At 33.3% G+C, this 26,026-nt stretch carries 29 protein-coding genes; 5 read left to right on the top strand and 24 right to left on the bottom strand.

What is annotated here, in order from left to right; translation table 11 throughout:
* Positions 1-162: 162 nt before the first annotated feature.
* Both pyrR and Q2T46_RS15190 read right to left on the bottom strand, forming a co-directional pair.
* Positions 163-696, bottom strand: a complete 534-nt coding sequence (gene pyrR / locus Q2T46_RS15195; RefSeq protein ID WP_209454365.1) for a bifunctional pyr operon transcriptional regulator/uracil phosphoribosyltransferase PyrR — start codon at positions 694-696, stop codon at positions 163-165.
* Positions 697-895: 199 nt separating this feature from the next.
* A complete protein-coding gene (locus tag Q2T46_RS15190) occupies positions 896-1,138 on the bottom strand; it encodes a hypothetical protein (protein ID WP_303264816.1) in 243 nt (80 codons plus the stop codon).
* Between the two features lie 132 nt (positions 1,139-1,270).
* Here Q2T46_RS15190 and Q2T46_RS15185 point away from each other — a divergent pair, with 132 nt between their 5' ends.
* Entirely contained in the window at positions 1,271-2,266 is a 996-nt protein-coding gene (locus Q2T46_RS15185) for an AIR synthase family protein (protein ID WP_303264817.1), read from the top strand.
* On the opposite strand, the gene Q2T46_RS15180 is transcribed toward Q2T46_RS15185, so the two are convergent.
* From Q2T46_RS15180 to ubiB, 6 genes are read right to left on the bottom strand one after another with little or no spacing between them, the layout of a single operon-like run.
* Positions 2,248-2,880 carry an MBL fold metallo-hydrolase gene (locus Q2T46_RS15180; protein WP_303264818.1) on the bottom strand — a complete coding sequence of 211 codons (633 nt, stop codon included), beginning with the start codon at positions 2,878-2,880 and terminating at the stop codon, positions 2,248-2,250. The genes Q2T46_RS15185 and Q2T46_RS15180 overlap by 19 nt on opposite strands.
* Positions 2,881-2,892: 12 nt before the next feature.
* Entirely contained in the window at positions 2,893-3,342 is a 450-nt protein-coding gene (gene dtd / locus Q2T46_RS15175) for a D-aminoacyl-tRNA deacylase (RefSeq protein ID WP_303264819.1), read from the bottom strand.
* Between the two features lie 45 nt (positions 3,343-3,387).
* On the bottom strand, positions 3,388-5,544 hold the full coding sequence (locus Q2T46_RS15170) for a bifunctional (p)ppGpp synthetase/guanosine-3',5'-bis(diphosphate) 3'-pyrophosphohydrolase (RefSeq protein ID WP_209454360.1): 2,157 nt from the start codon (positions 5,542-5,544) through the stop codon (positions 3,388-3,390).
* 30 nt (positions 5,545-5,574) lie between these two features.
* On the bottom strand, positions 5,575-6,096 hold the full coding sequence (locus Q2T46_RS15165) for an adenine phosphoribosyltransferase (protein ID WP_303264820.1): 522 nt from the start codon (positions 6,094-6,096) through the stop codon (positions 5,575-5,577).
* Entirely contained in the window at positions 6,093-8,552 is a 2,460-nt protein-coding gene (recJ, locus tag Q2T46_RS15160) for a single-stranded-DNA-specific exonuclease RecJ (RefSeq protein WP_303264821.1), read from the bottom strand. Before recJ ends, Q2T46_RS15165 begins: the two co-directional genes overlap by 4 nt.
* 26 nt (positions 8,553-8,578) lie before the next feature.
* Positions 8,579-10,249: a 2-polyprenylphenol 6-hydroxylase gene (gene ubiB / locus Q2T46_RS15155; protein WP_303264822.1), complete on the bottom strand. Its 1,671-nt coding sequence runs from the start codon at positions 10,247-10,249 to the stop codon at positions 8,579-8,581.
* 314 nt (positions 10,250-10,563) lie between these two features.
* Here ubiB and Q2T46_RS15150 point away from each other — a divergent pair, with 314 nt between their 5' ends.
* The gene (locus tag Q2T46_RS15150; RefSeq protein ID WP_303264284.1) at positions 10,564-11,808 is read left to right on the top strand and encodes an IS110 family transposase; all 1,245 of its coding nucleotides are present in this window, start codon (positions 10,564-10,566) and stop codon (positions 11,806-11,808) included.
* 167 nt (positions 11,809-11,975) lie between these two features.
* Here Q2T46_RS15150 and Q2T46_RS15145 read toward each other — a convergent pair whose 3' ends face one another.
* The 15 genes from Q2T46_RS15145 to Q2T46_RS15075 form a co-directional block, all read right to left on the bottom strand.
* Positions 11,976-12,287 (bottom strand): phasin family protein, encoded by a 312-nt coding sequence (locus tag Q2T46_RS15145; RefSeq protein WP_209454356.1) that lies wholly within the window; start codon positions 12,285-12,287, stop codon positions 11,976-11,978.
* A gap of 14 nt (positions 12,288-12,301) precedes the next feature.
* Complete coding sequence (secF, locus tag Q2T46_RS15140; RefSeq protein ID WP_303265737.1) at positions 12,302-13,240, bottom strand: protein translocase subunit SecF; 939 nt, start codon at positions 13,238-13,240, stop codon at positions 12,302-12,304.
* A gap of 13 nt (positions 13,241-13,253) precedes the next feature.
* Complete coding sequence (secD, locus tag Q2T46_RS15135; RefSeq protein ID WP_303265738.1) at positions 13,254-14,489, bottom strand: protein translocase subunit SecD; 1,236 nt, start codon at positions 14,487-14,489, stop codon at positions 13,254-13,256.
* Positions 14,490-14,546: 57 nt separating this feature from the next.
* Positions 14,547-15,938: a thioether cross-link-forming SCIFF peptide maturase gene (scfB, locus tag Q2T46_RS15130; protein WP_209454353.1), complete on the bottom strand. Its 1,392-nt coding sequence runs from the start codon at positions 15,936-15,938 to the stop codon at positions 14,547-14,549.
* A 64-nt stretch (positions 15,939-16,002) separates the two neighbouring features.
* A complete protein-coding gene (gene scfA, locus Q2T46_RS15125) occupies positions 16,003-16,140 on the bottom strand; it encodes a six-cysteine ranthipeptide SCIFF (protein WP_013298036.1) in 138 nt (45 codons plus the stop codon).
* A gap of 54 nt (positions 16,141-16,194) precedes the next feature.
* A complete protein-coding gene (locus Q2T46_RS15120) occupies positions 16,195-16,587 on the bottom strand; it encodes a TIGR04086 family membrane protein (RefSeq protein WP_209454352.1) in 393 nt (130 codons plus the stop codon).
* A 106-nt stretch (positions 16,588-16,693) separates the two neighbouring features.
* Positions 16,694-16,978: a preprotein translocase subunit YajC gene (gene yajC / locus Q2T46_RS15115; protein WP_209454351.1), complete on the bottom strand. Its 285-nt coding sequence runs from the start codon at positions 16,976-16,978 to the stop codon at positions 16,694-16,696.
* A 1-nt stretch (position 16,979) separates the two neighbouring features.
* Positions 16,980-18,104 carry a tRNA guanosine(34) transglycosylase Tgt gene (gene tgt / locus Q2T46_RS15110; RefSeq protein WP_209454350.1) on the bottom strand — a complete coding sequence of 375 codons (1,125 nt, stop codon included), beginning with the start codon at positions 18,102-18,104 and terminating at the stop codon, positions 16,980-16,982.
* Between the two features lie 15 nt (positions 18,105-18,119).
* On the bottom strand, positions 18,120-19,145 hold the full coding sequence (gene queA, locus Q2T46_RS15105; RefSeq protein WP_209454349.1) for a tRNA preQ1(34) S-adenosylmethionine ribosyltransferase-isomerase QueA: 1,026 nt from the start codon (positions 19,143-19,145) through the stop codon (positions 18,120-18,122).
* Positions 19,146-19,175: 30 nt separating this feature from the next.
* Positions 19,176-20,756 (bottom strand): SpoIID/LytB domain-containing protein, encoded by a 1,581-nt coding sequence (locus Q2T46_RS15100; RefSeq protein WP_209454348.1) that lies wholly within the window; start codon positions 20,754-20,756, stop codon positions 19,176-19,178.
* A gap of 21 nt (positions 20,757-20,777) precedes the next feature.
* Positions 20,778-20,990 carry a DUF2905 domain-containing protein gene (locus tag Q2T46_RS15095; RefSeq protein WP_209454347.1) on the bottom strand — a complete coding sequence of 71 codons (213 nt, stop codon included), beginning with the start codon at positions 20,988-20,990 and terminating at the stop codon, positions 20,778-20,780.
* A gap of 9 nt (positions 20,991-20,999) precedes the next feature.
* A complete protein-coding gene (gene ruvB / locus Q2T46_RS15090) occupies positions 21,000-21,995 on the bottom strand; it encodes a Holliday junction branch migration DNA helicase RuvB (RefSeq protein WP_209454346.1) in 996 nt (331 codons plus the stop codon).
* A 9-nt stretch (positions 21,996-22,004) separates the two neighbouring features.
* The gene (gene ruvA / locus Q2T46_RS15085; RefSeq protein WP_209454345.1) at positions 22,005-22,571 is read right to left on the bottom strand and encodes a Holliday junction branch migration protein RuvA; all 567 of its coding nucleotides are present in this window, start codon (positions 22,569-22,571) and stop codon (positions 22,005-22,007) included.
* Positions 22,568-23,065: a crossover junction endodeoxyribonuclease RuvC gene (gene ruvC, locus Q2T46_RS15080; RefSeq protein WP_303264823.1), complete on the bottom strand. Its 498-nt coding sequence runs from the start codon at positions 23,063-23,065 to the stop codon at positions 22,568-22,570. The genes ruvA and ruvC overlap by 4 nt, the downstream gene beginning before the upstream one ends.
* 79 nt (positions 23,066-23,144) lie before the next feature.
* Positions 23,145-23,699, bottom strand: coding sequence for a hypothetical protein (locus tag Q2T46_RS15075; protein WP_245301271.1), 555 nt, complete (start codon positions 23,697-23,699; stop codon positions 23,145-23,147).
* 144 nt (positions 23,700-23,843) lie between these two features.
* Here Q2T46_RS15075 and Q2T46_RS15070 point away from each other — a divergent pair, with 144 nt between their 5' ends.
* Positions 23,844-24,293: a chemotaxis protein CheW gene (locus Q2T46_RS15070; RefSeq protein WP_209454343.1), complete on the top strand. Its 450-nt coding sequence runs from the start codon at positions 23,844-23,846 to the stop codon at positions 24,291-24,293.
* Between the two features lie 6 nt (positions 24,294-24,299).
* Here the strand turns inward: Q2T46_RS15070 and Q2T46_RS15065 are convergent, their stop codons facing one another.
* A complete protein-coding gene (locus tag Q2T46_RS15065; protein ID WP_209454342.1) occupies positions 24,300-25,040 on the bottom strand; it encodes a YebC/PmpR family DNA-binding transcriptional regulator in 741 nt (246 codons plus the stop codon).
* A 188-nt stretch (positions 25,041-25,228) separates the two neighbouring features.
* Between Q2T46_RS15065 and Q2T46_RS15060 the strand changes: the two genes are divergently transcribed.
* Both Q2T46_RS15060 and Q2T46_RS15055 read left to right on the top strand, forming a co-directional pair.
* Positions 25,229-25,588: a sulfite exporter TauE/SafE family protein gene (locus Q2T46_RS15060; RefSeq protein ID WP_303264824.1), complete on the top strand. Its 360-nt coding sequence runs from the start codon at positions 25,229-25,231 to the stop codon at positions 25,586-25,588.
* 22 nt (positions 25,589-25,610) lie between these two features.
* A complete protein-coding gene (locus Q2T46_RS15055) occupies positions 25,611-26,024 on the top strand; it encodes a sulfite exporter TauE/SafE family protein (protein WP_303264825.1) in 414 nt (137 codons plus the stop codon).
* The last annotated feature ends 2 nt before the right edge of the window (positions 26,025-26,026 follow it).

Below are 26,026 nucleotides of genomic sequence, written 5' to 3'. Positions count from 1 at the left end.
ATTTTTATTAGATAAAAATGGCTCTGCTCTTAATACATAATAATATGTCTTTTGTGAATTTTACAAATTTAAAAAATTCCATAAAAAATCTCCCTTCCTTTTTAATAAGTGGGAGAATCGCAATTCTCCCTTATCAGTCTCGCTGGACTAATTTAAAGGTTATTATTCAATTATTATAACTTTATTTACATTATCAACTTCTTCAAGCATCACACTTACAATTTCACTTTTTGATGTTGGAACATTCTTGCCTACATAATCTGGTCTAATAGGAAGTTCCCTATGTCCTCTATCAATAAGTTCTGCTAACTGTATTGATTTTGGCCTACCTAAATCAATGACAGCATCCATCGCAGCTCTTACAGTTCTTCCTGTATATATAACATCATCAACCAGCACGACAATCTTACCTATGACATCTACCCCTATATCACGTTTTTTAACAATTGGCTGCTCCAGTTTCGTTGTTAAGTCATCTCTATAAAGCGTTATATCCAGTGATCCTATAGGAGGTCTTTTCCCTTCAATTCTTTCTATATATCTTGCAAGCCTATTTGCAAGTGGCACACCTCTACGCATGATACCAATTAAAACGAGGTTTTCTATTCCTTTATTTTTTTCTACAATCTCGTGTGATATACGGATTAATGCTCTATCAATTGCCTTTTCATCCATTATCTCCGCTTTATAATTCAAGACTATACCTCCATAAAAAAACTTCTTGATAAAGCAAGAAGTTGATGCACATTTTAAACTCCTTGCCAGCCTCGCAGGACCAGTTAAAGGATGCTCAATCTTTTCTTTTAAATATAATATCACAATATTTTATATTTGTCTATAGACTTTTTTCAAATTCATATTCCCTCTATAAACTGGCGTTAATTGAAAAAGTAAATCAGTCATCATTTGAAGACTTGCGAATATCATTTAATATATCTACGATATCCTGGCTATAAAAATCTGTAGAGCTGACATAACCCCAACCTTTAACCATCTGATATATGCCGTCATAGACCAAATCATTGTATGAACATATAGCATGAGGGATATTTCGATCGTTAAGTATACCGTCCAAAAGGCCTGCTTCTATCTCATTTTCTAATGTAGCTACTTTTTTAAATTTACTATTATTTTTCATGTATAACACCTCCTAACCAATTTATATTCCATATCCGTATATATATTTTATCATATTGTATTGATGTGGAACGCAAAAATTATTTGTGCTAATATAGATATGTACTAAAATTCTTAAAGGATGTGTTGCAGAATGAAAGAAGGAAAAGTACCGGCAGACGTGCTATCAAAGTTTGTTTATACAAATCTCGGCTTGAAGCGAAGCGATGTATTGGTGCATTCAGGCATAGGTGAAGATTGTAGTGTTATTGAAGTTGGTGAATATGCTGTTATACTTTCTTCTGATCCCATAACAGCTTCAAATAATCTAAGTGGCTATCTATCGATAATCATTTCTTGCAATGATATTGCATCATGCGGTGCAAAGCCAATTGGTATTCTTGAAACAATCTTATTGCCGTCTGGTTCAAATGAAGAATTATTGTATGAAATCATGAAAGAAATAGATAGAGGTGCTAAAGAACTTAATATAGAAGTCCTTGGTGGCCACAGCGAAGTTACATCATCTGTTAATAAGCCCATCATATCTACTACAGCAGTAGGAATCTGTGAAAAAAACAAATTCATAAAGACAGGTGGAGCTAAATTAAATGATGATGTAATCGTCACTAAAGCTTTGGGACTTGAGGGAACATTTATTATTGCAAATGACTATTATGACATTCTTAAAAAGCATATTTCGCTTAAAACACTAGATAATGCTAAAAGTTTTATAAATGAACTAAGCGTAGTAAAAGATGGACTAATTTCGGCGGAACATGGAGTAAATTCTATGCACGATATTACTGAAGGTGGCTTATTAGGTGCAGCCTATGAGATTGCTGAGGCATCAAAAAAAGGTATTGAAATATATAATGATTTAATCCCAATAAGGGAAGAAACTAAAATCATATGCAGCTTTTTTAATATAGACCCCCTTAAACTTATTTCAAGTGGGTCAATGATAATTACATCAAAAAATGGCAGTAAAATAGTAAATGAATTAAAGAAACACAATATCGAAGCAACCATAATAGGTAAAATTACAGAGCATGGGAAATTCTTGATAGATGGAAACAAAAAAATAGAGATACTACCTCCAGATTCCGATGAAATATATAAAATATCGAATTATAAAAACGGATTGTGAAGTTTTTCTTCTTTTATAGTAGTCATATCTCCATGACCTGGACAGACTATCAAATCATCGTCTAAGACAAACAATTTATTCTTTATTGAATCTATTATTTCGCTGTAATTACCACCTGGAAAGTCTGTCCGTCCTATAGAACCTTTAAAAAGTGTGTCTCCTGAAAAGCAAACACCATCTACCTTATAACATAATCCACCAGGTGTATGTCCAGGTGTATGAATAATAGATATGATGATATCATTATTTAATTCTAAAGTATCATCATCATTCAGCAAAATGTCAGCATTTTTAACAACTATTTTCTTAAAGCTTATATCAGATAGATTAAGGCGGGTATCTGAAAGCATAACTGAATCATCTGCTGAAATACAGACCTTTGCCTTAAATCTATCTCTAAAGAAATCAACACCACCTATGTGGTCAAAATGTCCATGCGTAATTAAAATGTATTTTAAGCTAAGATTATTTTTCTCTATATAATCTTCAATCTCTTTTGCGGGCGTCCCCGGGTCTATCATTACGCATTCATTGCTACCTTTTACAGATAATACATAGCAGTTAGATTGAAATGGTCCCAATACAAATCTTTTAATATTAATGTCGTTTATCATTGTATTCTCTCCTCAAAAAGTTTTTTTCGAGTCCAAGAGTATTGTCACAGGCCCGTCATTTGTCAAAGATACTTGCATCATTGCTCCAAATTTGCCTGTTTTAACTGAAAATCCCATGCCTTTTAATTTTTCACAAAGCTTATTAAATAAATGTAGTGCATCATCAGGTTTTGCAGCATTCATGTAATTAGGTCTTCTTCCCTTTCTTACATCGCCAAGAAGCGTAAACTGTGACACAAGCAAAATTTCCCCACCTACATCTAGTATAGAAAAATTCATCTTTCCATCATTATCATCAAAAATCCGCAAATTTGCTATTTTATCAGCAATATAATCCACATCTTCTAACGTATCATCTATAGAAACACCCACCAAGACAACAAGTCCTTTTGTTATTTCTCCCACTATTGTATTTTCAACAGTAACCTTTCCATGTAAAACTCTTTGTACGACAGCCCTCACTCTTATTCCTCCAATAACGTAATGTTTTATTTTTAAATGCAAATTTTATGCACTTATTCTGTACACATCTGTAACACCATCGAGAGCTTTTAACTTATTCATAATCTTCTCAAGCTGTTCTCTTGATGTAATCTCCAAAGTTAAATTTATTATAGCCACATTATCTTTTGTCGTTCTAGCATTAACCGCTCTAACTGATATCTTTATGTCAGCAAGAATACTTGTGACATCAGTTAAAAGCCCATATCTGTCATTTGCCATGATCTGAATATCAGCTTGATATGCAATATTTTTGCCTTGATCCCATTCAACTTCTATTATCCTATTTTTGTCATACACATAGTCTTTTATATTGGGACAATCTTTCCTGTGTATTGATACTCCACGACCTTTTGTAACATAGCCTACTATTTCATCACCTGGAACTGGTGAACAGCATTTTGAAAATCTAACCATGACATTGTCTTCGCCTTTGACGATAACGCCCATACCACCAATTTTAGGCTTCCTTTTTATCTCAACAACTGGTGTATTTTGTTTTTTATTTTCACTCTCTATTTGTTTGAGTTCTTCTTTAATGCGTGGTATTATTTGATTTAAAGCAAGTCCACCAAATCCAATTGCAGCAAATAAATCTTCTTCTGAATGCATGTTAAGCTTTTTTAATACAGATTCCATTATATCTCCTTTTAATTGTGATTGCTGTATCCCATGCCTTTTCAGTTCTCTATAAAATATCTCTTCTCCCCGCTCTATATTTTCTTCTCGTTTTTCTTTTTTAAACCATTGCCGTATCTTATTTTTTGCTTGTGAACTTTTTACTATTTGAAGCCAATCCCTGCTAGGACCTCTATCACTATTAGTAGTCGTCAGAATTTCTACAATATCTCCATTTTTAAGCTCATAATCTATAGGCACTATTTTCCCATTTACTTTAGCACCATTTAGCCTATGACCTATTTCTGTATGAATGCTGTAAGCAAAATCAATAGGTGTAGAACCTGCTGGAAGACTTATAACATCACCTTTAGGCGTAAAGACATAAACCTCATCTGTGAATAAATCTATCTTTAATGTCTCCATAAATTCCTTTGCATCTTTAAGCTCCCTCTGCCACTCCAATAGCTGACGTAGCCACGAAAGTTTTGCATCAAATTCATCTTCGTAAGACTTGCCTTCTTTGTATCTCCAGTGGGCTGCTATACCATATTCAGCAGTTCTATGCATGTCCCATGTTCGTATTTGTATTTCAAATGGTTCACCTTTAGGACCAATTACTGTTGTATGAAGTGACTGATACATATTAGGTTTTGGCATAGCAATGTAATCCTTAAATCTACCCGGCATAGGCTTCCACAACGTGTGAACAGCACCAAGCGTTCCATAGCAGTCTTTTACGGTATTTACTATTACTCTTACTGCCATTAAATCATAAATTTGCTCAAAAGTCTTATTTTGCTGTTTCATTTTTTTGTATATGCTGTAAAAATGTTTTGGTCTTCCATCAACTTCAGCTTTTATCCCGATCTCATTTAACTTTTCTTTTAATTTATCGATAAGTTCCTTTATCGATTCTTCCCTTTCTTTTCTTTTCTTTGCAACCTTTTCAACAAGACTGTAATAATCATCAGGGTGAAGGTATCTCAATGATAAATCCTCCAACTCCCACTTTATCATTGACATACCTAATCTATGGGCTATAGGTGCATATATTTCAAGCGTCTCCTGTGCTTTTTCCTTTTGCTTTTCTTCACTTAAATATTTAAGCGTACGCATATTATGAAGACGGTCTGCAAGCTTTATCATTATCACTCTTATATCTTTTGCCATTGCAATGAGCATTTTTCTCATGTTTTCAGCTTGCTGTTCCACTTTTGATTTATATTCAATCATACCCAGCTTTGTTACACCATCAACTAAATCTGCTATTTCTTGTCCAAATTCATTCTTTATATCCTCATAAGTGATAGATGTATCTTCTATGACATCATGAAGAAGCCCACTGGCTATCGTAGAAACATCAAGCTCTAAATTAGCAAGTATCATTGCAACCTCTACTGGATGGACAATATAAGGCTCCCCAGAATTTCTGTACTGCCCTTCATGAGCTTTCAGCGCATAGTCATAGGCTTTTAATATTAAGTTAATATCATTTTCAGTTTTGTCGTACTCCTTTACCTTGTTAATAACTTTTTCAATCATTATATAAGATCACCTTTAAAAACAGACATTTTAAAATTTTATTAAAGAAATTACATCATAGCCTTCAAGCTTTTTACGTCCATTCAAAAATGTAAGCTCCGTTAAAAATAATATACTATCAACAATTCCGCCTAATTCTTCTATTAATTTTGCTGCAGCAAAAATTGTGCCACCAGTAGCAAGCAAATCATCAACAATTATAACTCTTTGACCCTTCTCTATAGCATCCTTGTGTATTTCTAATGAATCCATTCCGTACTCAAGTTCATATTCGTAGTTAATCGTCTCAGCAGGTAGCTTTCCTGGTTTTCTTACAGGTACAAATCCAACCCCAACTTTGTATGCCAAAGGTGCTCCAAATAAAAAACCCCTCGCTTCTGGTCCTGCAATTAAATCTACATCTCTGTCTTTTATTGCATCTGCTAACATATCAATTGAAAATAAAAACGCTTCTTTATCTTTTAGTACAGGCGTTACGTCTTTAAATCCAATCCCTTCTCTAGGAAAATCCGGTATTTCTCTTATTAAAGACTTTACATCTTCTAATGTCATGCTGTTTCCTCCTTAATTTTTGTTTTCAATATTTCAAAAGCAAACCTCAAAAAATTTTTCCCTGACAAATCCAATTTTTTTATTATTTCATCATCTTTAATGTCTACTTTTGACTCAATATTATTTCTTCTTAACACAAAAATATTATCACTTTCTTCAACTTTTATCAATCCAAAGTTTTTTAGAATTTTTAGACACAGCATTACTTTTACTGAGTTTAATTTAAAATAATCATATACTTGATCTTTGAATACAATCGTACTTCCATTCTTTTTAATATTAATATAGACCTTTGCAAAATCACTCCTTCTCGGTATAATCTCAAAAATGTCTTTTAAATTAGCTTTGATGTCTTCCTTTCCATACAAAAGGTGTATCTTACTGTTTTTGTCGTTTGCTAATATATTATAAAACATTTTTGAATCAAATGGTATATCATAAAAAATTATATTTTTAAATACAGATTGCAAATGATCAACTTCTTTATTATTTGCATTCCACAAAATCATTTTCCCTACATTGACTGCTTTGCTGCTTAATTTAAAATCACGATAATCGTGGACGATAAGATAATTTATTAGTTTATTTAAATGATATCGAGTATTTACTATTACAGCAACACTCTCATTGCTTCTGAACATTTTTAAAATATAAGATTGTCTGTCATCCATCTCCCTCATATCAATAAAATTTTTATTATCTATGCTTTCTGCAGTAAAATCACTAAAATTCATTATATTATTTAGTAAATTTCTAAAAAACATCGTGTTTTTTTCTTTTATCTTAATATCTTTCGCAATTATCTCTACTTTCTTATTACCGTTCCACTCATTAACATTGATGTATCCTGCAATATCAATGATATATCCTTCTTTAAATCTATTTGCTTCACTACCTACATTAAACATAATAATGTCATAGCACATTTCATCCTTTTTAGCAATTATTCGTAAATGATTGTTATTTCCAACAGTATAAGTTTGTTTTATATGCAAATCGTTTATAATATAAGCTGGCACAGGATTGCTATTGCCAAAAGGTTCCAACAAACTCAGCTGATTTGCTCCTTCCAAATCTATCGTCTCGTTCTCTATAGAGGTCTCTATTTCAATGGTTGGTATTAAGTCAATGTCATTTAACTTACTTTCTGCATATTCATTCAGTTTATATTTAAATCTTTCGATTTCATCTTTTTTTATAGTTATACCGACAGCCATTTCATGTCCACCGAATCCAATGAGGCAATCACCGGCGTACTTTATAGCATCGTATATATTAAACCCATTTATGCTTCTTCCAGACCCCCTTCCTGTATCACCGGAAATACTTATAAGAATTGACGGCCTATTGTACTTCTCTGTAATCCTTGATGAAACTATTCCAATAATACCTGGGTGCCAATTCTCACTGGAAAGTACAATGAATTTTTCTTTATCTAGGTCTATCTTTGTCTCAACTTGTACAATCGCTTCATCTAGTATCTTTTTTTCGAGTTCTTGCCTCTTTATGTTTTCACTGTTTAAATACTCGGCGATTCTATTTGCTTCAATATCATCATCAGTTGTCAACAATTTTACACATGACACTGCGCTTTCAAGTCTTCCTGCAGCATTTAATCTAGGAGCTAATACAAAACCAACATGATATGTATTTATATCTTTACTATTTAGCCCCGATACATTTATCAATGCCTTAAGTCCCTTATTCCGGCTATTTTTCATCATTTTTAATCCTTCTTTTACAATTATACGGTTCTCTCCTGTTAGTGGCACGATGTCTGCTACAGTCCCTAAAGCGACAATGTCCAAATAATCCAATGCATCATCTCCTATAAGGGCTAAACACAATTTAAAAGCGACACCTACTCCAGATAATTCTCTGTATGGGTATGTACAATTTTTAATATGTGGATTAATTACGCAAGTAGCGTCTGGCAAGACATCTGGAACTTGATGATGATCTGTTATAATGATTTCTATTCCCAATTTCTTTGCATGCTCAACTTCTTTTACCGAAGTAATACCACAATCGACAGTAATTATAAGACTTGTACCTGAGCTGTATATTTTCTCTATAGCATTTATATTTATCCCATATCCCTCATGTAATCGATCTGGTATATAAAAATCTACATCAGCACCTAACTTTTTTAAAGTCTTATATAAAATTGATGTACTAGTTATACCGTCAACATCGTAATCACCATATATAGTGATTTTGTTGTTCCTTTCAATATGATATTTTATAATGGATGATGCTTTTTCTATACCATTCAACAAATTAGGACTATGCATCATGTTAATATTTGGATTCAAATACTCATTTACTTTCTCTAAATCATCATATCCTCTGTTAATGATAGTTTGTGCTACATATTTTTTTAATTCATACTTTTTTGCTACTTCACTAACAAGACTCTCATTTGAGATTTTTTTTGATACCCAGTTGTATGCCATATTTTCGGCCACCTCACAAAATGCAATTATTTACGCCTTTTCTCAACAAAAATTATATTGTAGACAATCATCATACATAAAAAGAATGATATCAAATATCCTATCAACCCTACTGCATTATAACCATATATTTTATATCCACCATCAGAAGACATTATAAGTGATGATCCGATAATAAGTGATGCAGCTATTATGCTTATTATCATTTTATTTATCATTAAATTAAGATCATATTTCATTTTTTCCGTTTCTTCAATATCCAATTTTACCCTGACGTTGTCCTTTAATATTTTAGAAATTATGCTATGAAGCTTTGATGGAAGTTTTTTTAAATGAACGTATATTTTATGCACATCTTTTGCATTTTCATTTATTGTTTTTACAAAATTAAAATTACTTATATAAATTTTTCTAATAAAATCTCTTGCAATGTCAGAAATACTAAAGTCAGGGTCAAGTTCCTTTCCTACACCTTCTATAGTCGCTAACGACTTAAGCAGCAGTGTAAACTCGGCTGGCATCATTAACTTGTACTTATAAATGAGGGACATCATCTTTTTAACTGAATCATTTATATTTATGTTCTTTAACGGAGTATTGTAAAAATAACTGATCATACCGCTAAGATCATACTTTAAATTTCTTAAATTCGTTTCATCTCTAATCGCATCCATATCCGACAAAATTGAAACTACTTCATCTGTATCATTATCGATAAAAGCTTTAAAAAGCTCAACTATCATTTGACGATTTGATCTGTCTATATAACCTACAATGCCAAAATCTATATATGATAACTTGCCATCTGATTTGATAAGGATGTTTCCAGGATGCGGATCACCATGAAAAAATCCAAATTCAAATATTTGCATTAATATTGACATAGCACCGTTATATGCAATCTTCTTTAAATCAAACCCATTTTCAATTAATTTATGTTTATTTTTTACACTGATTCCATCTATGTATTCCATCGTCAGAACTTTTTTAGTCGTATACTCCCAATATATCTTCGGTATGTACACATATGTCTCATTAATAAAATTTTCTCTAAATTTGTCCGCATTGTTGCCTTCTAATGTATAATCTAATTCGTTTAACAGCGATTCAGATAGCTCATTTACTATATCCACAAAATCGACCGGCGAATCGGTAAGCCGTTCGTTTAAAATGTTGGCTATAGTCTTTAAGATGATAATATCACCATTTATTTTATCATATATACCCGGTCTTTGGACTTTTACTACTACATCATAGCCTTCCCTTGTCCTGGCCCTGTAAACTTGCCCGATTGACGCTGATGCGATCGGTTTTTCATCAAAGCTTGTAAATAAATTCGAAATGTCATCTTTAAGTTCTTCTTCAATTATTTTCTTTATTGTTTCAAATTCAACAGGTGGAACATTGTCCTGAAGCTTTGATAATTCAACAATTATATCATGCGGAAGCAAATCGGGCCTGGTGCTTAACAATTGCCCCATCTTCACAAATGTTGGGCCAAGTTCTTCCAGTGTGAGACGAATCCGCTCAGATAAAGCGGCAGGTAAATCATTCTTACGAATGTACACAAATGGAATACTTTTCTTTTTCGACAAAACTTCAGAAATAAAACCAAATCCATTTTTCGTAAGAATTTTTAATATTTCTTTGTACCTTTTTATGTATTTTCTATTTGAAAAAATGCTAAATAATTTCATCTTTATAATCATTCCTTTCGCTTCGCTCAAGGCACAAAACGTAATGAAATGTGCCACTTCGAGCTAATTTTGTTCTATAATTATGTCATAGGGATACCAGTAAACTACAAATCACGGGGAGGTGAGTGGTTTGCTACACTTACGTAGTGACCGCATTTTTATATGTGTAGATTGTCTTTCCAAGCACAAATAAGTGTGCTACTGAGCACGTAACCTTATCTTTGTTTAAACATTCTCGTTTAATGCTAGACAATCAGTCAATGCTGTCTATCCCTTTAATTTTTAGAACCTATCGGTTTAGAAAGGAGTTCCCTATGGCTTTAAAAATCGTGTATAAAATCTGTTGTGGAATTGATGTACACAAAACCTTTGTGGTTGCATGTATTGCTTCCACTAATTCTAATGGAATTACCACCTATAAAAGCCATCGCTTTTCTACCTACACGAAGGGTTTAAGAGAGCTGTTACAATGGCTTTTGGACAATAACTGCAAGGATGTTTGCATGGAATCTACCGGGAAATACTGGATTCCTGTGTTTAATATATTAGAAAGCTCCTGCAACATCATACTTGCACATCCTAAATATGTTAAGGCTATTCGTGGTAAAAAAACTGACAAGAAAGATGCAAAATGGATTGCTGACCTGTTTAAGCATGATCTTGTTGCCGCTAGCTTTATACCTCCCGCTGATATTAGACAACTTCGTGACTTAATGCGCTATCGCTTTAAGCTTATTTGCTTTATGTCTAGCGAAAAGAACAGACTCCAAAATTGTCTCACGGTTTCTAACATACAGTTAGGAAACATTGTTTCAGATACTTTCGGTAAAAGTTCTCAAAAGATAATTGATAAGCTTCTAGAAAATCCTCTTGATACTTCCTTTGATATTGGATCTTTAATTCATGGTTCTATGCTAAAAAAACTCCCTGAGCTGGAACTCGCTGTTGATGGTTATATTACACCTGAACAAGCTGGAAAATTAAAGATCATCAAAGGACATTTTGAAGATTTGGAATCCCGGAAAGCAGAGTTAGAAAAACTAATTCTTGCGCTCGCTGCGCCTTATCAACAAGAACTAGACATAATTCTAACCGCTCCATCGTTTAAAAATATTTTCTCGGCTATTACTGTAATATCTGAAATCGGCGTAAATATGGAGGCTTTTCCTTCAGCGAAACACTTATGCTCATGGGCTGGACTCACTCCAACTAACAATGAGAGTGCAGGCAAGAAAAAATCTGTCCGGGTTTCCAAAGCAGGATGTTACATTAAGCCGCTTCTTGTGCAGTGTGCTAACTCTGTAGTTAAAAGCGAGAAACATCCTGAAATTCGTAACCGCTATTTGCGCATCAAAAAGCGTCGCGGCCACAAGAAAGCAATCATTGCTATTGCAAGAATGCTTCTTACAGCATTATACAACATGTTGAAGAAGAAAGAACCATATAATGCTGAATTATATAAAAAATCTGATGCTTTTCCCGCAAAACGCGAGATTACGGTTGAGCAAGCTATACTATTAGCTCAACTTCAAGGCTATAAAATAAAGCCAGCTATTTAGCATTAACACTTACTTCGATATTTAATTTTTAAAAAGTCATCAAAAGATGGCTTGTTTGCTATGCCATTTTATTCTTATTGCAATTTGTACTTTTAATTTCAACCTTACACCTCAATAAAAATATAGCGGCAATATACCTAAAAGTATTATGCCACTAATAATGAAATTTACAGATTTTGATTGTCAATATTAGACTGGTTTATTTTGCTCTCAAGTTCAGCTACTCTTTCAAGCAACAAATTGTATTCATCTCTGGTTACAAGATTCGCTTCTTTTGCTAACTGTTGAAAATTTTCGTAAGCTTTGTCCTTAATGATCTGTTTTTGCTTGTTTACTGAACTTAAAGCATTGTTTATAAAATTATTTTTTTCTTCTGCAGTAAGTTCACCCCGCTTTATAAGCTCTTGGGCTATCTCCTCTAATTTATCTTTCGTCAGAGAAACAGCACCGAGACCTGCAAGAAACATCTCTTTCAGCATGCTATCACCTCCTATCATGCCTTTTGGGGTTTATTTCCTACTCTGTTTCCTACTCTATTTTTTCCTTCTTTATCCTTAAATATTACCCAAAGGGGAGTAGCAATAAATATTGAAGAATATGCACCACTAGCAATACCAATTAATAGAGGCAAAGCAAAGCTCTTTATAGACGCCGGTCCTAAGAAGTACATAAGTATAAGCATAAGTAAAACAGTCATGACTGTATTTATTGAACGAGTCATCGTCTCATTTACACTGACATTTGCTATTTCTTTGTAGCTTGCCTTTCTCATCAATTTAATGTTATCCCTAATTCTGTCAAATATAACAATCGTATCATTGATAGAATAACCAAAAACAGTAAGTATTGCAGCAACGAATGGAGTATCTACGACAATCCTAAGCAGTGCATAAGCAGATATCAATATTAAAATATCATGTATTAAAGCTAAGACAGCCGCGGCACCCATTTCGAAATTAAATCTAAAGCCTATATAAATTAACATCAAAAGAGAAGCAACTACACAAGCCAGCAATGTACCAAACTGCATTTCCTTACCTATTGATGCACTAACGTTTTGCGATGATACCAAATCATTATCAGATAATTTGTACTTTGACTTAAGCTCATTTATAATTGCAGTTCTAGTTTTATCGTCAAGGCTAGGCGTAGTAATTGATACATGTGTATTGTTTGGACCTATAGCCTTTACTTGCGATTCTTTAACGCCATTGCTCCTTAATATATTTGTAATCTCATTATTTATAGTTGTCGTTACTGTTCTGTGCATGTCAAATTGGGCTACCGTACCACCAGTAAAATCAAGTCCCCAATTTAATCCCATCGTAAATAAAGCAATAAGCCCTGCAAGTACTATTATGCCTGATATTGTAAACCACACTTTCGTCTTTCCAATTACATCTATGTTCCACTTTATATTATTCCATCTCATCATATTCGCCCCCTTATGCACCGTATACTCTTATGTTTTTCGTAAATTCTGTTTCAACAACTGATTTTAATAAGAATCTAGAAACAGTAATTGCTGTAAACATACTGGAGATAACACCTATTATAAGCGTTAAAGCAAATCCCTTTACAGTTCCTGCCCCCATGAAAAACAAGACAAATGCTGCTATCAGTGTCGTAATGTTTGAATCAAATACAGCAACAAATGCTTTTCTAAATCCGGCATCTAAGGAAGCTCTTATGGATTTTCCTGCTCTCATCTCTTCTTTCATTCTCTCAAATATGATTATATTTGCATCAACCGCCATACCTATTGACAAAAGCATACCAGCTATACCTGGTAAATCCAAAGTAACGTGCAGCAAAGCGTACACAATAAAGTTTATAAGTATATATATGCCTAAAGCAATATCTGCTATTAATCCTGGTAATCTATAAAATGCTATCATAAACAATAAAACTATTATTAGTCCATACAATCCAGCTTCTTCACTGGCCTTTAATGCGCTAGGCCCTAATGTTGCACCAACAGAACTGTATTCAACCTGCTTTAATGTAACTGGAAGCGCACCGCCTCTTATGAGATTTGCTAAATTTTTAGCTTCATTAAAATCTTTCATGCCATTTATAACAGCTTGACCACCAGTAATTTGTTCCTTCACTACTGGTGCTGATATTGTCTTATCGTCAAGAACTATCGCTATTTGTTGACCTACAAATTTCCCAGTAGCATCAGCAAAAGCTTTTGCACCCTTGCTGTTTAAATCAAGTGTGACAACAGGTTCTTGTACACCAGCCTGACTCGTTTGATAGACTGCTTTTGAATCTTTAACATCCGCACCTGTTAATATAACCTTGCCATCCGGACCTACAAATTTAAGCTGGGCTGTCTGACCTAAATACGAAATAACTTGGTCTGGATCATTTACACCCGGTATCTCTATCCTTATCCTATTCGAGCCCTGTTGAACTATAAGCGGCTGTGAAACACCTAGAGAGTCTACCCTGTTTCTTATTATAGAGATCGCTCTTGTCATTGCATCCTGTGTTACTTTTCCTTCCGCTTGTTCTAATACATAAACACCGCCCCGCAAATCAAGTCCCAGCCTTATGCTATCTTGAACTGGCTTAATTGAATAATTTCCGGCATTAATACCAAAAAAAGCAACATAAGCTACTATTACGGCAAGTACGATTACTGATAAAAATTTTGCCAATCCTCTCGATCTCATCATAATCCCCTTTCTTTTGTTCGCTATGTTTTATTATATTACTTTTATTGTAAACGGTCAATTATCAAATTGCTGTGGCTTATTATTTTTCTTGAACATCATTTCATATGCTTTTATTGCTATAGCACACTCAAATCTCTTTTTTTGCATTTCACATGACAGTTCATACGGTTTATTTATATCACCATTCATATTATAATTATTGGCAAAACATCCACCACTGCAATAAAATCTTGCCCAACACTGGCTGCACTCTTCTCTTTTATATATGTCGCTTTCCATGAATTTCTCTTGCAATAGCTTATTTTCAATTCCACTATCTACGTTTCCTAATTTATATAACTCATTACCTACAAATTGGTGACATGGATATATTTCACCATCTGGTGTTATTGCTGCGTATTCAAATCCAGCACCGCAACCCTGTAGCCTTTTCTTTATACAAGGACCATTATCTAAGCTGATTTTAAAATGATAAAAAGAAAATGGCCTTCCTTCATCAATCCTTTTTATATACTCTTCTGTAAGTCTATCATATTCTTTCAAAATTCTTTCCAAATGTTCTTGTTTCAATGTGTAATCTGTATCTTCCTTTTCTACCACTGGCTCTACAGATATCTCTCTTATACCCATGTCGGCCAAGTGCAAAACATCATCTGTAAAATCTAAATTTTTTGCTGTAAAAGTTCCTCTAACATAATGTTCTTTATTGCCTCTTTTAAAAACAAAGTTTTTAATCTTTGGAGCAATAACATCGTATGATCCACTGCCATCAATCCTTTTTCTCATACCGTCATTTATCTCTTTTCTGCCATCAAGACTCAACACTACATTAGAAAAATTCTCATTTATATATGTTGATTTTTCATCATCAAGCAATACTCCATTTGTCGTGATTGTATATTTAATAGTTTTTCCATGTTTTTCAGCTTCATCTCTTCCGTACTCAACTATTTTTTTTACAACTTCAAAGTTCATAAGTGGCTCTCCGCCAAAAAAGTCTACCTCCACAACCTTCCTATTGCCTGAATTTTTAATTAAAAAATCTATCGCTTTCTTTCCAACTTCATACGACATCAGTTTCCTGCCGCCTTTAAAATCCCCTGTAGATGCAAAACAATAACTGCATCTTAAATTGCAATCATGTGCCACATTAAGACAAATAGCTTTTATGACAGAGTTTTCTCTATTTATATCTAAATCCTTGTACACATCTTCAGAATAAAGAAGTCCCTTATTTCGTAGTGATTCTATTTCATCATATGCATCTTTAATTTCATCTTCAGAATATTTATTTTTCAGCAAACTAACTATAGTATTAAAATCATTCTCAGTGTACAAATCTAATATTTCATACGTCAAATCATCCACAACATGAATTGATCCACTTACAGGATCAACTACAATATTCATACCAAGTTGTTTATATTTATGTATCTTGCTATACATTTTAACCTCCTAAACATTTTAAATGGCAGTAATAATATATTACTGCCATCAGCCTATGTAAAATTTAATTTTGGCACTCCTGATTTGCAACAGTGCACGAAGTCTTGCAAGCAGATTGGCATGATGCCTGACATTCTCCACAGCCAGGTTTTTTCAGGCTATCTTTCAATGATGTTCTATTGATTGTTACAATATGTCTCATTTTCATACCTCCTCTTCCTAATTGATTATATCATATAATTTGTGACAATAAAAGCTATAGATTAATACCTATCATACCACCAATAGCACCTAAAATAATTCCCCATAAAAGTTTTAAAGCTATGACTGAAGTTAATCCTGCTTCTTTTATAATATATGTACCTAGAAATAGCATAATCAAAACATATAGAAGACCGGCCAAGCCCCCATTTAGCCACCCTTTGCTTCTTGTATGACGCGCAGCTATTGCACCAGCCAAAACTATGCCAATTATCGTTATCAGCATTGTCAATGTAGGAAGTGTTAATTCTGAAAGAGGTGTGTACGTCAATATTAATGCATACACAATGAAAAATGCCAAAGTAATTATATAACTTACCAATAGCCCTATGATTATGCCAGGTATATTTAATACTCTATTATTATAATTTTGAACTTTGCCCTTCAAGTATGGCACCTCCCTCTTATTTATCAATAAATTTTATGCAGTAAAAAAAACAATATTACATTTTAATTTAATCCCATAAAAAAAATGCGGTTACCCGCATTTATGCTTATTTATTTTCACTTTGAGAGTTTAAAACTCTTCCAACTGACCATTTAGCTATCTTCAGTTTAACCTTATCAGCACCGACTTCAATCGTAATTGCATCGTCTTTTATGTTTAATATCTTGCCGTAAATACCGCTTTTTGTCAAAATCTCATCACCGGGTTTTAGTGCATCAATCATGGCTTTCTCTTTCTTTTCTCTTCTCTGCTGTGGCAATATTAGTAGAAAGTAAAAAATTGCCATAAAAATTACAATTTCGCCAATCAAATAAATCGTCTGCGCGTTCATTTTATTCCTCCTTATATCCATATTTTTTATAAAACTGTGATTTAAATTCAAGCAGCTTGTCTTGCCTAATTGCCTCTCTAATGTCTTCCATGAGTTTTGTCAAAAATCTTAAATTATGTATTGTTGCAAGCCTCGCCGCTAAAATTTCGTTAGCTTTAAACAAATGTCTGATGTATGCCCTTGAGAAATTCTTACATGCATAGCAATCACATTCACTATCCAATGGAATAAATTCTTCTGCATGTGGCGCATCTCTTACGATAAGCCTACCACTGCTAGTCAATACAGTACCATTTCTGGCCATTCGCGTAGGCAAAACACAATCAAACATGTCAACTCCTCTTATGACACCTTCTATCAAATCATCAGGACTTCCCACTCCCATCAAATATCTGGGTTTATCCTGCGGCAATAAATCTGTCGTATAATCAACTACATGATACATCAATTCTTTTTCTTCGCCAACACTTAGCCCTCCAATTGAATACCCCGAAAAATCCATATCAACTAATCTATTTGCACATTCTCTTCTTAAATCATCATATGTACCGCCTTGAACAATTCCAAAAAGTGCTTGTTTTTCTGTATTTTTATGTGCTTCTTTTCCTCTTTTAGCCCATCTTAAAGTCATCTCCATGGAGTTTTTGACATAGTCGTAATCAGCTGGATAAGGCGCGCATTCATCAAATGACATGATTATGTCCGCCCCTAGTGCATTCTCAATCTCTATGACTTTTTCAGGAGTCAAAAAATGTATCGACCCATCTAAATGTGAACGAAATTCAACTCCTTCTTCCGTAATCTTCCTTAATGGTCCCAAGCTAAATACTTGAAATCCACCACTGTCTGTCAATATCGCTCTGTCCCAATTCATAAATTTATGCAGTCCACCAGCTTTTTTTATAACTTCATGACCTGGCCTTAAATAAAGATGATATGTATTGCTTAGTATTATTTTAGTACCTATCTCTTTAAGTTCTTCTGGTGTCATCGTTTTTACTGTTGCTTGTGTTCCTACAGGCATAAATACAGGTGTTTCTATGTCACCATGTGGAGTATGTAATACCCCCAGCCTTGCTTTTGTCATTTTTTCCTTTTTTATCAAGTCATATTTTATCGCTGTCATTATATCCTCCCATTTTTAAATGATTAGCATTGCATCACCAAAACTATAAAATCTATACTTATTTTCTATTGCTATTTTATATGCATTCATGACATTTTCCTTACCTGCAAAAGCAGATATCATCATAATAAGTGTAGATTCCGGTAAATGAAAATTAGTTATAATACCATCTACGGCTTTATACTTATATCCTGGATATATAAATATATCAGTCCATCCACTACCGGCATGAATAACTCCATTTTCATCTGCTACTGTTTCAAGAGTCCTTGTAGAAGTTGTGCCAACTGAAATAATCCTTCCACCACTTTTTCTGGCATTGTTAATCGCCTGTGCCGCTTCTTCTGTAACAGTATAAAATTCGGAATGCATTTTATGGTTTTCTATTACCTCTTCTTTAACAGGTCTAAAAGTTCCAAGTCCCACATGAAGAGTTACAAATACCGTTTTTACTCCATATTTTCTTATGTCATCCAAAAGCTTATTTGTAAAATGTAAACCTGCCGTAGGTGCAGCAGCCGAACCTTCATGTTTTGCATAAACCGTCTGATACATATTTTTGTCTTCCAATTTTTTCTTAATATACGGTGGTACTGGCATTTCACCTAACTTATCAAGTACTTCTTCAAAAATACCTTCGTAGCTAAATCTAACAATTCTTCCGCCTACATCTGTGTTTGAAATGATTTCTGCTTTTAACTCCCCATTGCCAAAAATAAATTTTGAACCTATTTTTGCCCTCCTTCCAGGCTTAACTAATATCTCCCATTCATCTTTGCTTAGCCTTTTTAAGAGAACAAATTCAATCTTGCCACCTGTATCTTCTCTAACACCTATTAACCTTGCCGGTATTACCTTTGTGTCATTCAAAACCAATACATCATTGGGGTTTAAATAACTAATTATATTTTTAAAAATATCATGTTTTATCTCACCTGTTAACTTGTTTAAAATCATCAATTTTGATTCGTCCCGGTTTTTCAACGGCTCCTGCGCAATAAGCTCTTCAGGTAAATCATAATAAAATTCATGTAAATTCATATTTGTGCCTCCAAATATTACTGTAATTATTTATAAAGCCTTGTTATTAATTGTATCATAAACATCAATACCTTTATAGTAGTATTTTAATATATCAATATAATTATACCCATGATCTGCCATCCCACGAGCTCCATATTGACTCAAACCAACACCATGTCCATAACCGCTTCCATTTATTGTATATGCCTCAGACGAAACCTTTTGTCCGTTTATCTTGGCTGTGCCACTTCTACTTAAAACATATACATCACCACTGCCAACGGTTTTTACTCCATTAACAGATATAGCACTTAAATTAGGTAAAGATTTTTTTACAACGCCTTGCTGTGATAATATGTACGCTTCACTATCACTGCTTACACCATTGTTGTTTATTGTTATCATCGTACTTTTTAAATTAAAAAAACCTCTTATGTCGTTTTTGTTCAAAACATAGTTCCCTTTATCACCATAAATTGTAACTTGTATAGCTCTGCCTGTCCAACTTTTGCTTGTTACCTTGACATCGACCACATTTCCTACATCAATACCACTGCTTTTCAATTTTTGTTCAATAGAATCTGCAGTAACATCCACCAACCAATTATCAAGGGACTCATTGTAACCAAACACATATTTATCCTCAACACCTCTTAAATAAGGAACACTATTTGAATACACATTTTCACTATCTTCTGTATAACCTCCGCTATGAGAATGGAATATAGCTTCTATCGGCTTTCCATTATAAACAGCAATTACTCCCTTTGTATCATCAACAGCTTTGTTTGAATTTGGATTTTCACCGTCAAATCCATTATACGCCTGACAATTTACATCATTTGTTAAATCAAATCCATACTTACTATACTTGCCTAAATTATAGACAGCATAAGTTCTTGCTGCCACAGCTTGCGCTTTTAATGCTTCTATATTCCAAGAAGCCGGCATTTCCGCTGGTACAACACCATATAAATATTCTTCTAGAGGCAATACATTTATTGCAGTCATATCACTTCCTTGTTGCCTTATAAATTCATAATAACCTCTGTACTTTTTTCCATTAATAGAAATTGGATTATCACCAGTTAAGTTCATAAGATAAAGAGTATTGCTTCCAGCATACAAAAAAATAACTTTGCCATTCACAGCAATCACTATATTTTTATTGGGAGATACTATCTTTATATCCGGAAATTTCGCTATTAAACTTTTCATCGCTGAATTTGCATCAGATTGATTTGAATAAGGACCAAAGTAAATATGAAAACTACCGTCATATCCAACAATCGAATTTGGAATGCTTGAACTTATTTTTGATTGTTCACTGTCTGCTGTCGCTTGATCCTGGAAATTTCCCTCTTGAAGATAAAAATTGTCATCTTTCATCACTTGAACACTGCTTGAAGGTATGTTATATATGTATTTGATATTTTCGGCATTGTCATTTATTCCCACTTTAAAGCCACTTGCAGAAGACAATGAATAAGAAGACAAAGAGCTGGAACCATAAAAAAGTCCAATTTTAACTAAACTCGGCAGACTAATGCTGGCATCTACGTAGTTTAACGTACTGGTTAATATAAGTAGAAACAATAAAAAGACAGCTACATACTTTTTCGACCTCACATCAAATACCCCTTTACATTTTTATTTTCTAAAAAGCCACAATATAAACGTCAAAACCACACTAATTATAATAGACGTCATCAGCGGAAAGTAAAAAGTAAAATTGCCTCTTTTTAGAATAATATCACCAGGCAAATGACCAATTCCAAATTTTCCACTTAATAAAAATATTATACCTGTTATAACCAAAACAACACCAATGCCGATTAAAGCTTTTCCAAATTCTTGAAACATATCTACCCCTCATTCAGGAATACTGTAGTTTAAATATTCGTAAGCTAATCTTGTTGCAATCCTACCTCTAGGAGTTCTGTTCAAAAAACCAATCTGCATCAAATACGGTTCATAGACATCTTCTATCGTTTCACTTTCTTCACCTATTGATGCAGCAATAGTATCTATACCTACAGGACCGCCTGAAAACTTTTCTATAATAGACTTTAGCATTTTTCTATCGATGTGCTCAAGCCCCATATCATCAACGCCCAGCATATCAAGAGCATCTTTGGCAGTTTCAAAATCTATAAAGCCATTACCTTTTACTTGTGCAAAATCTCTCACTCTTTTTAAAAGTCTATTTGCTATCCTAGGCGTCCCTCTAGAACGCCGTCCCAATTCATATGCAGCTTCATCATTTATACCTATATTTAGTATAGCAGACGACCTCTTTATTATTTCACTTAAATCGTTGACAGAATAAAATTCTAGCCTCATAATAACTCCAAACCTATCCCTCAGTGGAGATGTCATTAATCCCGCTCTAGTCGTTGCGCCTATAAGCGTAAAATGCGGCAAGTTAAGCCTTAAAGATCTAGCGCTTGGTCCCTTTCCTATAATTATATCTAATTCAAAATCCTCCATGGCAGGATATAATATCTCTTCCACACTTCTATTAAGTCTATGTATTTCGTCTATAAAAAGAATGTCATTCTCCTGCAAATTAGTAAGTATTGCCGCTAAATCTCCGGCTCGTTCTATTGCCGGTCCAGAAGTTATCCTTATGCCAACGCCCATTTCATTTGAAATAATATTTGCAAGAGTTGTCTTGCCGAGCCCCGGTGGTCCAAAAAGCAGCACATGATCAAGAGGCTCATTTCGCATTTTCGCAGCTTCTATATAAATTTTTAATTCCTCTTTTATCTTTGTTTGACCTATGTACTCAGACAACCTTTTAGGCCTTAAAGAATACTCGGAGGCATCTTCTGGCGTAAAATTTTGTGTTAAAATTCTGTCCTCCATACAATCACCTTATTTCATAAGCTTTTTCAATGCCTCTCTCAAGGCATTTTCAGTATCAGTACAATCTATCCCATATAGTGCTGATATCGATTCTTGTCTGGTATAACCAAGAGATAAAAGTGCATTTAATACATCTTCTGATGCATCATCAATTTTAACTGATTCTGCATTGTTAATAAATAATTTGTCTTTAAGCTCCAGTATTATCCTTTGAGCTGTTTTCTTGCCAACACCTGGAGATTTCTCTATAATCTTTGAGTCACCATTTTTAATGGCATTATAAAAATTATCAATCGAAATTGTAGATAAAATTGAAACTGCTGCCTTTGGTCCTACACCATTTACAGCAATCAATTTTTTAAAAATTTCCATCTCATTTATTGTCAAAAAGCCATAAAGTTGAAATCCATCCTCTTTTACATGCAAATATGTATAAAGTTTTATTATATCGTTTGTATTGGGCAGCTCTCTCAATGTACTTGCTGGTACGATTATTTTAAATCCTATGCCCAGTGTCTCAACAACAACATAATCAATACCTCTTTCTGCAATGGTGCCTTTTATATAATCTATCATTTTAATAACCCCAATTTCCCATTCATAATATTACTATTGCAATGACAAAGGGCAACCGCCAATGCATCAGCCACATCATCAGGTTTTGGTATCTCATTTAAGCTTAATATAGCTTTAACCATATTCTGAACCTGTTTTTTTTCTGCCCGTCCATACCCAACAACAGATTGTTTCACCTGTAGAGGCGTATATTCGAAAACATCTATGCCACAATTAATTGCAGCTAAGATGGCAACTCCTCTAGACTCGCCTATAGTAATAACAGTCTTAGCATTTTTATTAAAAAAAAGTTCTTCAATAGCCATAACGTCAGGTCTATATTTCTCTATCAATGATATCGTACCATCGTATATGTCTTTAAGCCTTATACTTTTTTTTATACCTGCAACCGTTGTAATTGCACCATACTCTAAAACTTTAAATCTACCACAATCATCGTCAATTATCCCATATCCCATAATAGCTATTCCAGGGTCTATCCCAATAATCCTCATCTAAAAGTCCTCCTCGTATAATATTTTAACATCTATCTTATACATAGACAAGAAAAAAACTCTCTAAAATTTAGGGAGTTTAACTGCTTAAATTTGCAAGTATTGAATATGCTTCGTCTATGTCTTTTACTACTATATTATTTAAAATCCTTTCTTTATCATTTGGATTTAAATTATTTACAAGTATATCAGTTTTTTCAACTAGTGAGCTTCCTCCATTACCATCGCTTTTAAACAATGACACATATCCATCTGAACTTGAAATTATGTAATAACCTGGCGGAAAACCATTTTCTTCCTTATACAAAACTATCATATCATTGCTAAATTTTTTAATACTCCAGTCGCTATAAATCTTAGCAATATCTTCTTTGCTCTTTCCGTAAAGTGAAGCGCTTATTTTTTGCTCTTCCCTTATAAGATCACCATTCCCTTTGTACAAAGTCTCAAAAAGCAATTTTCCATCAGGCACTATTGTCTCCCTCGTCATTGCACTATTAACATTTGTCTTTGTATACTGCGGTATTTTTGAAGGACGACTATAAAATTTAATATAGTATATATATCCAGCCAAAAAGATTATTACTATAAAAATCAGTATAATAGATATAGCTCTCTTTCCACGAAATTTCATAATATAACAACCTACCTTTTGTATCTTTAATCACTTCCACTTTTTGTAATTATAACCAATAAAAAAATTTTTTATACATAAAAATTTTTGAAGGATTTTGTAAAATTATATCGAATAATATCATTCGAGAGGAGATGGTTTATTATGCTAAATCAAATAGTTATATTTAAATTAAACGACGAAGAATTCTGCGTCGATATAATGGATGTTCTAGAAATAATTAGAATGCAGACTATAACAAAAGTCCCAGATGTACCAAGTTTTGTAGAAGGTATAATCAACTTAAGAGGCACTGTAATACCTATTATAGACCTTAAAAAGAGGTTAAAGTTGAAATTGACTAATTACGATGATGACACTAGAATAATAATAATCAAAATCAACGAAAAGTCTGTTGGCTTCATTGTAGATTCTGTAACAGAAGTGCTACACGTTGAAAACGACTCTATAAAAGAAGCACCAGATATTATTGCAGGAATTGGAAAAGAATATATTGAATCCGTAGTAAGCTATGACGATCGTTTAATTATAAACTTAGATTTAGAAAAAATACTTACAGAAAGTGAAAAAAAGGAAATAGAAGAAATGCAATAATTTCTTCTATTCCTTTTCATCTTCATCTGGCACATCGACATTATGATATATTTCTTGTACATCATCATTTTCTTCAAGTTTTTCAATGAATTTTTCAAATTTTTCATAATCGCTGTCGGAAAGCTTTACTGTGTTCTGAGGTATCATAGTTATCTCAGCAGATGATATCTCATACCCAGCACTTTTTATGGCATCTTTTACTGCCTGAAAATTAGAAGGCGCTGTCAATATCTCGTATTCATCGCCATCAGAAGAAAAATCATCGGCACCTGCATCTATAACAAGCATAGCTAATTCATCCTCATCAATGTTTTCATTTTTTTCAATAGTTATAAGACCTTTTTTATCAAACATCCAGGCAACACATCCAGAAGAACCGAGGCTACCTCCGCTTCTATCAAATATATGCCTTACATCACCGGCAGTTCTATTTTTATTATCTGTCAAAGCTTCAACTATTATCGCAGAACCAGCAGGGCCATACCCCTCATATATAACTTCTTCAAGATTTCCACCACTTAATTCGCCAGTTCCCTTCTTGATTGCCCTTTGTATATTATCATTTGGAAGATTATTAGCTTTTGCCTTTTCTATAGCATCTCTCAATTTACTGTTTGTCTCCGGATCTCCGCCTTCCTTAGCAGCCATTATTATATCTTTAGTAAGTTTTGTAAATATTTTACCTTTTTGTGCATCCATCTTTTCCTTTTTATGCTTTATATTAGCCCATTTTGAATGTCCAGACATAAAAAACCTCCTTTACTTTGTGCCAAAAATATTTTATCAAAAAACATCCCATAAGTAAAATTTTTAACTTTCATAATGACGTTATACAACTTTATAATATTTTCATCTCACATAAAAATTTTAAACCTGTACATATCTTATGTCAATTGATACAAGAATATATTATAAATAGTTTTTTGGGTGATAAAATGGCTAATCGAATAAATTTGTTAATAATAGGTTTTGTTACAGGAATCTTAAATGGGTTGTTTGGAGCTGGTGGTGGTACAATTATTGTGCCTTTTATGGTTTTCTTGCTGGGAATAGAAGATCATAAAGCACATGCAACCGCAATATCCATAATATTACCACTTACGGTATTAAGCTCTATAATATACGTAAAAAACGGCATATTTAATTTCCCTACAACATTAAATGTCACTTTAGGCAGTGTTATAGGAGGATTATTGGGGGCATTTCTTCTGAACAAAGTCCCAATAAAATATTTAAGAAAATTATTTGGAATAATAATGATAATCGCTTCCATAAGAATATGGATTATTAAATAAAACAAATGAAAGGATTGTCACAATGAAATTATTTATAATAGGAATTTTAGCAGGAATTATAGGTGGCATGGGTATAGGTGGTGGAACAATATTGATTCCAGGTTTAACAATATTTGCTAACATTGAACAGCATCTTGCTCAAAGCATAAACTTGCTATCATTTATTCCAACCGCCTTTATTGCAATTTTATATCATTTGAAACAAAAAAACATAATGACAAACATAATTTTTTATATCATAATAAGCGGTTTGATTGGAAGCTTCATCGGCTCGTATATATCTATTTATATAAATTCATACCTTCTAAAAAAAATGTTTGCTATGTTCCTATTTATCATGGGAATTTATGAAATAATATCTAAGCAAAAGATAGGTGAAAGCAAAAATGAAAAAACACAAAATAAAAAAAACAAACAAGAAATTCAAAAAAAGTAAAT

This window comes from Thermoanaerobacterium sp. CMT5567-10, from assembly GCF_030534315.2.
In the GTDB taxonomy this organism is placed as follows: domain Bacteria; phylum Bacillota; class Thermoanaerobacteria; order Thermoanaerobacterales; family Thermoanaerobacteraceae; genus Thermoanaerobacterium.
Note: the sequence above shows the minus strand (reverse complement) of the source record. Positions and strands in the feature narration are given on the sequence as shown.